General features: G+C 32.3%; 11 protein-coding genes. All 11 read left to right on the plus strand.

The features are described 5' to 3' along the window. Window positions 1-598 precede the first annotated feature (598 nt). The 11 genes from GQ46_RS17740 to GQ46_RS10175 are packed head-to-tail and all read left to right on the plus strand — an operon-like array spanning window position 599 to window position 12256. A complete protein-coding gene (locus GQ46_RS17740) occupies window positions 599-1267 on the plus strand; it encodes a hypothetical protein (protein WP_156133176.1) in 669 nt (222 codons plus the stop codon). Continuing rightward, entirely contained in the window at window positions 1267-2451 is a 1185-nt protein-coding gene (locus GQ46_RS10130; RefSeq protein ID WP_044401347.1) for a hypothetical protein, read from the plus strand. Before GQ46_RS17740 ends, GQ46_RS10130 begins: the two co-directional genes overlap by 1 nt. 51 nt (window positions 2452-2502) lie before the next feature. Continuing rightward, the gene (locus tag GQ46_RS10135; protein ID WP_044401350.1) at window positions 2503-4617 is read left to right on the plus strand and encodes a bi-domain-containing oxidoreductase; all 2115 of its coding nucleotides are present in this window, start codon (window positions 2503-2505) and stop codon (window positions 4615-4617) included. 24 nt (window positions 4618-4641) lie between these two features. Next, window positions 4642-6525 carry a heparinase II/III family protein gene (locus GQ46_RS10140; RefSeq protein WP_044401353.1) on the plus strand — a complete coding sequence of 628 codons (1884 nt, stop codon included), beginning with the start codon at window positions 4642-4644 and terminating at the stop codon, window positions 6523-6525. Window positions 6526-6528: 3 nt separating this feature from the next. Then, complete coding sequence (locus tag GQ46_RS10145; RefSeq protein WP_044401356.1) at window positions 6529-7785, plus strand: glycosyltransferase family 4 protein; 1257 nt, start codon at window positions 6529-6531, stop codon at window positions 7783-7785. Beyond that, a complete protein-coding gene (locus GQ46_RS10150; protein WP_044401359.1) occupies window positions 7778-8383 on the plus strand; it encodes a sugar transferase in 606 nt (201 codons plus the stop codon). Before GQ46_RS10145 ends, GQ46_RS10150 begins: the two co-directional genes overlap by 8 nt. 5 nt (window positions 8384-8388) lie before the next feature. Continuing rightward, the gene (locus GQ46_RS10155) at window positions 8389-9165 is read left to right on the plus strand and encodes a TauD/TfdA family dioxygenase (RefSeq protein ID WP_044401362.1); all 777 of its coding nucleotides are present in this window, start codon (window positions 8389-8391) and stop codon (window positions 9163-9165) included. Then, window positions 9153-9893, plus strand: a complete 741-nt coding sequence (locus GQ46_RS10160; RefSeq protein WP_044401365.1) for an aldo/keto reductase — start codon at window positions 9153-9155, stop codon at window positions 9891-9893. The genes GQ46_RS10155 and GQ46_RS10160 overlap by 13 nt, the downstream gene beginning before the upstream one ends. 10 nt (window positions 9894-9903) lie before the next feature. After that, window positions 9904-10506, plus strand: coding sequence for an acetyltransferase (locus tag GQ46_RS10165; protein ID WP_044401368.1), 603 nt, complete (start codon window positions 9904-9906; stop codon window positions 10504-10506). An 11-nt stretch (window positions 10507-10517) separates the two neighbouring features. Beyond that, window positions 10518-11117: a sugar transferase gene (locus GQ46_RS10170; RefSeq protein ID WP_044401371.1), complete on the plus strand. Its 600-nt coding sequence runs from the start codon at window positions 10518-10520 to the stop codon at window positions 11115-11117. A gap of 5 nt (window positions 11118-11122) precedes the next feature. After that, the gene (locus GQ46_RS10175) at window positions 11123-12256 is read left to right on the plus strand and encodes a DegT/DnrJ/EryC1/StrS aminotransferase family protein (RefSeq protein ID WP_082041741.1); all 1134 of its coding nucleotides are present in this window, start codon (window positions 11123-11125) and stop codon (window positions 12254-12256) included. Window positions 12257-12299: the final 43 nt, after the last annotated feature.

The following is a 12299-nucleotide window of genomic DNA, read 5'->3' on the forward strand; positions in this document are numbered from 1 at the left end:
CTTTAGTGTTTTTTTTATAGCAACAACTATTTTTTCTATATCCGGGATATTAATTTTTCCATTTGTTAAAACGTTGGTTATAGAAACTTTTTGGACCTTTAGATTACATCTTATAACCGATACTCAAATAATTAAAACACAGTGCATCGCCTTAATAGGGCTCTTATTAGTTTTGTATTCCTATTCCTTCGTTTTAATGCTTATCCATGGTAAAATAAAATGTATTAATCTTTTAAAAATAGATGGACCAATCACTAATAATTTGAGTAAATCTAATTACTATTTTATTCTTTTCTGTATTAGTGTTTTTTTGTTGTTTTATATTTTGATTAAAAGAAACACTCTTATTACTGGGATTTTTGACGGCTTAATAGGTAGAAGCCCTGACGCTCTATTAATCTCAAGGCGAAGCATAACCTCAAATTATTTGTATGTAATTATAACGTATAATTTATTACCTTTTCTAACCATTATATCACTCTACATATCAATTAATAGTAAAAGTCTTTTAAACAAATTTATATTTTACACTTTACTTTTTACTTCCATAATATTGATTTTGTTATTGTTTCAAAAGCGCCCTTTAATTTTGTTTTTAATGTGTTTAGCCATAGCCGGTTTTATATTTAAAAGGCATGCAATAGTTAAGAAAATAAAAAAGGTTAGAAGCAAGAAAGCAACACGAAGACGTTTTATTTTAATTGGGGTAGCACTGTTCTCCCTCTTAATGTTATTGTATTATTCTTCTACTAAATACGAGTTTCAAAATGTGTTCGAAGCTATAAAAAAATTAACAGAAGTATCTTTAACTAGAATTTTTGGTAGATTATCTATTCCTGCATTTTTTTATGTGCATTATTTTCCAAATGTTGATGCGCATTATGGTATAAGTAATATTGGAACATTAAGTAAGATTTTTGGTTATGATGTGTTTTTAGACAGTCGCATACTTTTCGATTACTTTTCCTCTAATAAAAAAGGCGGGTCGTTAGCTATATCATCTATTATGGATTTTTATGGCGCTTTTGGTTATTATGGCCTTGTTATTGGGAGTGTAATGCTTGGCGCTTTCTTATCTATTTTAGATACTTTTTTAGATAAATTAGAAAAAAATGTCGTTAATATTGTTTTTATAATATTTTGCTTTGTTTTTGCATATTATTTGTCTCAAGCTAGTTTGGCAAGGTCCCTTTTAGGTTACGGTTTCTTCTTTTTCGTGCTTACTTGGGTGTGGTTGCAAAAAGGAATAAAAATTAAATTACGCTAGTGCAAAAAATTAAAGATTATACAGGTCATATCCTTCCATTTTTAATAATAAGCTTACTTGTAAGTGATTTTATTACTAGTATGGTTTATAAACTTTCCCTGTCTCCTTTTTATAGATATTCTGGATACTTTAAATTGTTTTTTGAAATAATTATGGTCGCTGTAATAGTATATAACTTTAAATCACTTAGTAAGTTACATAAAGTAGTGTTAGGGCTGTTTCTAGTATTTATTGCTAGTCAATTATTAGGCTATTCTAACGCTTATGATTTTAGTTATCATATTTCTACCGGGAATATTTATTTTTTTAATAGGTACATCTACATTTTAATTTTTATCCTTTTCCTAAACACTATAAATCCGTCAATACAATCATACCGCAAAGCATATAAGTACCTTGAAGGACTTTTATTTTTTAACTGCCTTGCGATTTCTATAGGAATATTATTTGGGGTTGATGTATTTAAATCCTACGAGTATACCGCAAGATTTGGGTATGCTGGCTTGTTTTCTAAACCAGAAGAAGCCGCCTTTATATATTGTATTGCAATTATTTATAATTATTATTTCTGGGTACTTAAAAAAAGTAGGACTCATTTTCTTAAAACACTTCTTTTTATAATAGTAATACTATTGTTAGGGCAAAAAAAAATGTTTTTATTTGTTTGCTTATTATTATGTGCACACTTAGTATATGAAACTAATCACAAGAAAATATTTAGGGTATTGATACTGTTTTCATCTCTTGTAGTTCTGTTTTTTAGAACCCAAATTGCGACTTTTATATTTGGTTCTTCTCCTTTTTGGTCCAGAGTTTATATAGAAAATGGTTTTCTGTCAACCATAACATCCAATAGAGATCAACTGTTGAAATTAGCAATTTCTCATATAAGAGAAAATTGGAATATCGCGAATTACGTGTTTGGAGGCGTCGATTTTAATAAATATAAAGTAGAATTTGAGGTTGTCGACCTTTATATATTTTTAGGCATATCAGGAGTGTTTTTTTATGTTTACCTTCTTAGAAATCACTTCCTTAAAGAATCAAATAACTTAAAAACAAGACTGGTCATTATTCTATTTTTGACCAGCTTCTTTGGAGGCGGTTTATTATTAAGTATTACAGCAACTTTATTATTTTATATTGTAATTAATAAAGTGATGGTTACAAATCACAACGCTTAATTTAATCGTAATAACTACCTTTGCAACGGTATTAAAAAGAATATATTTTTCATGAAGCAAATATTACAGTCTTTCAAAACAGGTAATACAGAACTTGCAGATGTTCCTGCTCCAAAAGTTAAAAGAGGACAAGTGCTTATACGAACTACTAGAAGTTTAGTCTCTCTTGGTACAGAACGCATGTTGGTAGAGTTTGGAAAAGCGTCACTTATACAAAAAGCAAGACAACAGCCAGACAAGGTTAAAATGGTTTTAGATAAAATTAAAGCTGAGGGGCTAATGCCTACTTTGGAAACCGTTTTTAATAAATTAGAGCAACCATTACCACTGGGTTATTGTAATGTTGGAAAAGTAATTGCTGTTGGAGAAGGAGTTGCAAGTTTTAAAATGGGTGATCGTGTAGCTTCCAATGGACAACACGGTGAATTTGTTTGTATTCCTGAAAATTTAGTAGCTCACATACCAGATTGTTTAACCGATGAGGAAGCTGCTTTTACGGTTATTGGAGCTATTGGTTTGCAGGGTATTCGATTGGTGAAACCAACAATGGGTGAAACCATAGTGGTTATAGGGCTTGGTTTAATAGGGTTATTAACAGCCGAAATGCTTATTGCGAATGGTTGTAAGGTAATAGGTTACGATCTCGACGATGCTAAAGTCTCCATGGCCAAATCTAAAGGCGTACAGGCCTTTAATCCTATAAAGGGCAATGACCCAGTTAAATTTGTGCTTGAGAACACAAATAATGTTGGAGCAGACGGAGTAATTATTACAGCATCTACCAAGTCAAATGATATTATTTCACAAGCTGCAAATATGAGCAGACAGCGCGGTAGAATTGTACTCGTTGGTGTTATTGGCTTAAATATTTCCAGAGCAGATTTTTATGAAAAAGAATTAAGCTTCCAAGTTTCTTGTTCCTATGGACCAGGTAGGTACGACGATGATTACGAACAAAAAGGAAGAGATTATCCATTACCATTTGTGCGTTGGACAGAAAAAAGAAATTTTGAAACGGTATTACAACTTATAGAAACTGGAAAATTAAAAGTTAAAGAATTAATTTCAGATATCACTCCTTTAGAGGACTACGATAAAATTTATGGCAACATCGGGCAGTCCAAAGCTATCGCGTCTATACTAAAATACGACGAAAATAATGTTCCTGAACACAGTATCGTTGTAAACAAAAAAGAATTAGAAGTTAAAAATGGGGTAATCGGTTTAATAGGGGCAGGTAATTTTACTAAAATGACCCTATTACCAGCTTTTAAAGGTACAGATGCGCAAATTAAGCATATTGTTTCCTCTGGAGGTGTAAATGGTACAGCTTTAGCACAAAAACATAATATAGCACAAAGCACAACGGATTACGACTTGGTTTTAGATGATGAAGAGGTTAACCTCGTTATGATTACTACGAGACATAACTTGCATGCCAATATGGTAATACAAGCGTTAAATAAAGGAAAACATGTTTTTGTTGAAAAGCCCCTAGCTTTAAATGCTGAAGAGCTTCAAAGTATTGAAGAATCTTATAAACAAAGCAAGGGAACATTAATGATTGGATTTAACAGACGTTTTTCTCCACATACACAAAAAATGAAATCTATCATTGGAGATGCACCAATGAATGTCATTGCTACTATGAATGCTGGGGCAATACCTTCAAACGTTTGGGTACATGACATGGCTGTTGGTGGAGGACGAATAATAGGTGAAGCTTGCCATTATTTGGATTTAATAGTCTTCTTAACAGGAAGTAAAATTAAAGCAGTTTGTATGAATGCCTTAGGAGAAAATCCCGAAGAGAATACCGATAACGCATCCATTTTAGTAAAATTAGAAAATGGCTCGACAGGCGTTATTAATTATTTTTCAAATGGTGCAAAATCGTACTCAAAAGAGCGTTTAGAAGTCTATTCTCAAGAAAAGACGTTGACCATGGATAACTTTATTAAAACTACGGGTTATGGTACAAAAGGTTTTTCTAAGTTAAAAACAAAGTTAGATAAAGGTCATAAAAAACAATTTGCAACCATACTAAGCGAGCTTAAAAAAGGAAGTATAGAATTAATTCCTTATGATGAATTAATAAACGTGACTAAAGCAAGTTTTGCGGCTATAAAAAGTTTAAAAGAAGGACAATGGATCGAAGTAAAATAACATAGGTTATTTAATATTTTAAGAATGATTCAAAAAACAAAATTAGTTTTCAACCTATTGAAAAACATGGGGTTGCGATATGTTTTATATAGAACTTATTACGCGATTTCGACAAAATTAGGTTGGCAAAAAATAGCGTTTCCTACCCAGCCTAAATTTGAAAAATTCATCACTTTAGATGAATGGCGGAAAAATTTACCGCCCTTTTTTTTCTTTGGTAAAAATATAAACAACCTTCCTAGAGAAAAAGACGAAAAATTAAAAAAGACTTTTGAAGAGATTGAAAATGGACGCTTTACTTTTTTTAGTAAACAGAAATTTGACTTAGGCAAAAATTACGATTGGATGACTAATCCCGTTACCAATCACAAATACAACAGCTCACAACATTGGAGCGAAATTCAAGATATTTCTATTGAAGCTGGAGATATTAAATTTGTGTGGGAAAAAGCACGCTTTTCCTTTTTATTTGATATTATTCGTTATGATTATCATTTTGAAGAGGACCAGTCACAATTAGTTTTCAATGAAATTGAAGACTTTATAGAAAAAAACCCAATCAATCAAGGCCCAAATTATAAATGTAGCCAAGAAATAAGCTTACGCTTATTAAACTGGACATTTGCATTGTATTACTATAAAGATTCAGAGCATTTAAACGATGCTTTATTTCAGAAAATAATAAATGCAATCTATTGGCAATTGCATCACGTATATAAGAATATTCATTTTTCAAGAATTGCAGTAAGAAATAATCATGCGATTACTGAAACACTAACATTATATTTATCAGCGAAACTATTTCCGTTTATAACAGACACCAAAAAGTGGAGTGTTAAAGGCAAAGCATGGTTCGAGCAAGAGATAGAATATCAAATATATAAAGATGGTACATTTCTCCAGTTTTCCATGAACTATCATCGTGTAGTTTTACAGTTACTAACGTGGGCAATGCAGCTTTCAAAATTAAATAAAGACAAATTTAAACCAGTGGTTTATGATAGAGCAAAGAAGTCCTTAGACTTTTTAGATACTTGTCTAGATCCAATTTCTGGAGAACTTCCAAATTATGGGTCAAATGATGGCGCTTTATTCTTTAAACTAACAAATTGCGATTTCAGGAACTATAAATCACAATTAAATGACCTCAGGTTGGCATTGGTTAATAACACTTTTGTTAAAAGTGAGAGTGCTTTTTGGTATGGCTTAAAAACAGACGAAGTTGTAGAGTATGTTTCGCCAAAAGAAACAAATAGCTTTAATATTGGCGGCTACTACATCATGCAGGATAAGGATGTGAAAACGTTTATACGATGTGGTAAATACAAAGACAGACCATTTCAAAGCGATAATTTACATATGGATATATGGGTTAATGGTAAAAATATTTTAAGAGATTCAGGCTCTTATAAATACAATACAGAAAAAGCCTATTTAAATTATTTCAATGGGTGTGAAGGTCATAATACCGTAAGTGTTTTAGGCGAAAACCAAATGTTAAAAGGGAATCGTTTTATTTGGTATAATTGGGTAAAAGACGCTCAGGCCACCTTAGTTAAAAACGAAACTACATTTAGCTTTAAAGGAAAAATAAAAGCCTTTAAAAATATAGGAAATAATATTTCTCATCACCGAAGTGTTACTAAAGAAACAGGCGAAAATAAATGGAATGTTATAGATAGTATAGAAAACGTTATCGGTAAAGAAATATACCAATATTGGCATATAAACCCAGAGTTTCATGACAGTATTATAATTGAGTCTTTTGATGCCGATAATCATAAATTAGAGCCCATAATAGAAGAAAAATGGTTTTCTGGTTATTATGGTATAAAAGAAAAGTCAATAAGGGTTACTTTTGTAACCGCTAAAAGTAGTTTTAAAACTACAATTATAATAGATAGTTAGTATATGCGCATTCTTTTAATTCATCACGCTTTTTTAGAAAAAAATGACGGTGGAGGTTCTCGTTTTAATGAAATGACTCAAGTTTGGGCAAACCATGGACATGAGGTAAGTGTTTTGGCTGGGATGGTGCATTACGCCACGGGAAAGAAAAACGACCGGTATAAAGGTAAATATTTTCACACAGACCAACAGTTTTATAAGGGAGTCGACGTTTTTAGATGTCATGTGTCTGAAAGTTATAACGTAAACTTCATAGGAAGATTATGGGCTTATTTTTCGTTTGTTTTTTCAAGTATTTATGCAGGTTTATTTAAAGTAAAAGGTGATTTTGATATCATCGTAGTTACTTCACCGCCACTTTTTGTAGGAATTACAGCGTATATCCTTTCCATATTGAAAAGAACCCCTTTTGTTTTTGAAATTAGAGACTTATGGCCAGAATCAGCAATAGATACAGGGGTCTTACAAAACAAAGCAATTATTAAATTCGCGTATTGGTTTGAGGGTTTTATTTATAAAAGAGCAAAACTTATAAATGTACTAACACCAGCATTTAAAACAACATTAATTGCAAAGAAAAACGTACCTGAAAATAAAATTCTATGCATTCCGAATGCTGCGGACTTTACTTTAGCAGAAACCATCCAAAATAATTTTGATGCGACTAAATTTAGAACAGAATTAAATTTACAAGACAAATTTGTAATTACTTATGTAGGTGCTCATGGTGTTGCTAACCATTTGATTCAGTTGGTTGATTCTGCAGAAAAATTGACGGAGACGCATGTTGTATTTCAATTAATTGGTTCTGGAATGGAAAAAGAGATGCTACAACAAGAAGTTTTAAACAGAAAATTAGATAATGTTATCTTTAGAGATCCAGTTTCAAAGGCTGAGGTTTTTAAATATATTTTAGCTTCAGATATGGGGGCTTCTGTATTAAAAAGAGTAGACACATTTAAAACCATTTATTCTAATAAGACTTTTGATTATATGTCTTGTAAAAAACCAGTATTGCTCGCTATTGAAGGTGTGTCAAAGCAACTTATAGAAGAGGCAGCATGTGGTATTTATGTTGAACCAGAAAACGCAGAAGATATTGCCGGTAAAATAAAACATTACATTGCTAATATTGAAAACTATACGGCTTATGGCCAAAATGGATACAATTATGCTAAGCTTCATTTTGAAAGAAAACACCTTGCTTTAAAGTATCTTGAGAGCCTAATTAAAGTAGTAAAAAAAACAGAAAATGTATAAAACTTTAGTAAAACCATTATTAGATTTTTTTTCAGCACTATTGATTCTATTAATGATAGCTCCAATTTTCATTATTCTAGTTATTCTGTTATTCATAAATAATGATGGGAAACCCTTTTTTACACAAACTAGAGGCGGAAAAAACAACAAAATATTTCGTGTCATTAAGTTTAAAACCATGAATGACAAATTAGATGCCAACGGGGTATTATTGCCAGATGACCTTAGGTTAACGAAAGTAGGCAATTTTGTTAGAAAGAAATCCTTAGACGAGTTACCGCAGCTTTTAAATGTATTAAAAGGAGATATGAGTTTAGTTGGGCCAAGACCCTTTATGTCTGAGTATTTAGAACTATATACAGATTACCAAAAAAGAAGACACGAAGTAAAACCGGGAATTACCGGTTGGGCACAAGTAAATGGTAGAAACAGTATAAGTTGGCAGCAAAAATTTGAATTGGACATTTGGTATGTTGATAGACAGCAGTTTTTGCTTGATGTTAAAATACTTTTTTTAACTTTGCTAAAAATTGTAAAACCTACAGATGTTAATCAAATTGGTGAAGCGACTACAGTTAAATTTAATGGTAAAAATTAGAGAGAATGGAATTTATAACAGACGTAAAATTAAGAACAGATAATCCCATAGAAGCCGCGAAAATTGTTAAAGAGGTATTAGCAAAACACAAGGTTATTAAAATTATTCCAGAATGGTATTTGGGGGACTTAAGAGCGTTTTATGATGTCTTCGTAGATAACTTAGGAGACCCAATAAATATTGGTGAAGATTTCACAAAAGGAGGAGAACAAACACAAGAAAAGTGGTTGGAAATTAGATACGATGCAGATATTCCTGATTTGGCAGCATATAGACACAGTAAAAATGCACAACCATTACACACAGATGAATCTTATATTTCTAATCCTGCTGACGTTATGATGTTTTATGGGGTTAATAAGGCGGCAAAAGGCGGAGCTACTACTTTTATTGATAGTAAGGTATTGCTTAAATATATGGAAGAAAATGTACCCGATTTATTAAGTCGGTTGAAGAACACTGATGTTAGATATAAGAAGGCAAATGAAGAGCGAACAGAAAGAATAATCGATTCTAAAGCAGATGGTCAAGTTCACTTTAATTATAACTACTACTGTGTAGACACAGATGAAACAGAGGAAAATAAAGCCTTAAATAAGGAGTTTTTTGATTTTCTTGAAAACTTTGTCGCACATTCACACATGGTAGAAAAAGTAACATTAAATCCTGGTGAAGCCGTTTTGTGGTGGGATGAATTGGTGTTACATGGGCGTACATCTTACGAAGCAGAGAAAACGAACGATAGGTTTATCTGGAAAACGGGTTTCAAGTGGAAAAATTGAGAACCACTTTAAACTTAAGTTCAATTACTTTAGGAACGATGCGGTTTTTCGATAAATCACTAACTACGAGAGAAGTAGTGGATTTAATTGAAGCGGCATATAACTCGGGAATAAACACACACCATTCCTCTATAGAATACAGTTCTTATCCGTTATATACCGAAGCGATAAAACGTACTAGTTGTGCTAAAAACATAAAACATATCGTTAAATTATCTGCTCCGCATTTTGAAGACACCAACTTCTCTGCAAAACTATTAGAGGAACGGGTAAACCAAGAACTTGTTAATTTAAATGTAGAGTGTTTAGATGTGTTACAATGGCTTTTAAGATCTAAACCAATTAACGATTTAGAGCGATTAAATACTTTAAAAAATTATGAATTAGAAATTGAAGACTGTTTTTTTAATTTGAAACAAAAAGGCAAGATAAAATCTGTTTTTAGCTTTCCATATTCTGTTCCTTTTGCTGAAGAAGTTGAAAAACTTAGCCAAATAGATGGGATTATTTCTTATTTAAATAGACAAGAACAAGAGTATTCTAAGTTTGCGACCAACAATCCCTTTATTGCTATAAGACCTTTTAACGCGGGCGCATTATTAAAAAACTCTGATGATGTAAAAAAAAATATAGACGATTGTTTAAGGTATATCTCTACTCATAAATCGTTACTAACAACTATTGTTGGTATTAATTCAATTCAGCAATTGGAAGCTTTCAATAACTAAAATTAAGTGTATGTTTTTATATGGTGCTGGCGGTCATGCAAGAGTTATAATCGATATCATTCAGTGTTCGACAAATTATCACATTGAGGGTGTTTACGACAATTTTTCATCTGATAAATTTCTACACCATATTCCTATAATTAATGCATGTACAGAGAAAAACACTGATAGGGAAGTTGTTATTAGCATTGGAAATAATAGTATAAGAAAAAAAATTGCCCAATCATTTGTGGCGAAATACATTACTGTCATTCATGAAAAGGCGGTTATTTCTAAATTAGAAGTTTTTATTGGAGCGGGAACTGTTGTGATGGCAAACGCTGTTGTAAATCCCAACTCAACCATTGGTAAACATTGTATAATAAATACGTCTGCGCTAGTAGAGCATGATTGTAAAATTGAAGATTACGTTCACATTTCACCAAATGCGGCGTTAGCCGGAAATGTAACCGTTGGAGAGGGGACTCAAATAGGTTTAGGGTGCCATGTCATCCCGGGAATCACTATTGGTAAATGGTGTATTATTGGTGCGGGTTCAACAGTTCTTGAAGATATTCCCGATTTTTCAATTGTTGTAGGATCTCCAGCAAAATTTATTAAATCAAATAAATAAAGCCCTCTAAAGTGCTAAGAAAAAACCAAAAAATAATAAAACGTGTTTTTGATTTTATATTGGCAGCAATACTCTTGTTTCTCATCTGGTGGCTAATGGTAGCACTAGCTGTAATTAGTTTTTTTGACACCAAACAATCTGGAATTATAATTCAAAAAAGAATAGGATATAAAGGACTGCCATTTAGTATCTATAAAATTAGAACGATGAAATCTTCTAATAATAAAAATGAGTCAACAGTAACATCACGACAAGATAAAAGGATAACCCCAATAGGTAGGTTTATAAGACGATATAAATTAGACGAACTCCCACAAATTATTAATGTATTAATTGGGAACATGAGTTTTGTTGGCCCTAGACCAGACGTTCAAGGTTATGCCGATAAATTAACCGGTGAAGACAGGGTTATATTAACTGTAAAACCAGGAATAACTGGTCCCGCGTCAATTTATTTTAAAAATGAAGAAGATATACTTGAAAAACAACAAGATCCTGTGGCGTATAACGATACTGTTATTTGGCCCGAAAAAGTAATAATAAATAAGGCATATATTAAAACCTATTCTTTATTTAAAGACATAAAATATATTATTAAAACAGTAACTTAGAACTTATGAATCCAAAAATATGGTTGTCTTCACCGCATATGGGTGGCACAGAACAACACTACATAAAAGAGGCTTTTGACACGAATTGGATAGCGCCTCTGGGCCCAAACGTTACAGGTTTTGAAAACGATTTACAAAAGTATTTAAATGAAGAGGTACACGTGGCTTGTCTGTCTTCGGGAACAGCAGCCATCCATTTGGCATTAGTACAATTAGGGGTCGGTTTAAATGACGAAGTTATTTGTCAAAGCATGACATTTTCAGCTTCAGCAAACCCAATAAAATACCAAGGAGCGACCCCGGTGTTTATTGACAGTGAGAAGGAGAGCTGGAATATGTGCCCCATACACCTAGAAAGAGCAATTAAGGATAGAATAAAAAAAGGCACCAAGCCAAAAGCCATCATTGTCGTACATTTATATGGCATGCCTGCCAAAATGGATGAGATTAAAGCTATTTCAAAAGAATATAATATACCTTTAGTCGAAGACGCAGCAGAAGCCTTAGGCTCGACTTACAAAGGGAGGAAATGTGGTACTTTTGGAGATTTTTCAATATTATCATTTAATGGAAACAAAATAATAACAACTTCTGGTGGTGGGGCTATGGTATGTAATACAAAGGATAAAAAGGATAACACCATCTTTTTGGCTACTCAAGCCAGAGATCAAGCACCTCATTATGAACATTCTCAAGTAGGATACAACTATAGAATGAGTAATGTTAGTGCGGGCATTGGTCGTGGTCAAATGGAAGTTCTTGATAAACACGTTAATTTAAGACGTGAAATGAATGCTTTTTATAAGACAATATTTAAAGATATTGAAGGCGTCACAGTTTTAGGAGAATCTAATACAGAAGTGTTTTCAAACCACTGGCTAAGTTGTATTCTTATTAATGAGCGTGCTCCATTTACCAGAGAAGCGCTTTATGATAATATGCTACTAGCGAATATAGAAACTAGACCGCTTTGGAAGCCTATGCATTTACAGCCTGTTTTTCAAGAGGCGCCATATTATGGTGCAAACATTAGTGAAACCTTATTTAATACGGGATTGTGCTTACCTAGTGGGTCTAATTTAGTTCATGATGATTTAAACCGAATTACAAAAGTAATAAACAGGCTAATACAAGGTTAATTTAACATGTTTTAGAGGTATTACCACCTTATATTTCTATATT

It is taken from the genome of Lacinutrix sp. Hel_I_90, assembly GCF_000934685.1.
GTDB lineage: Bacteria > Bacteroidota > Bacteroidia > Flavobacteriales > Flavobacteriaceae > Lacinutrix.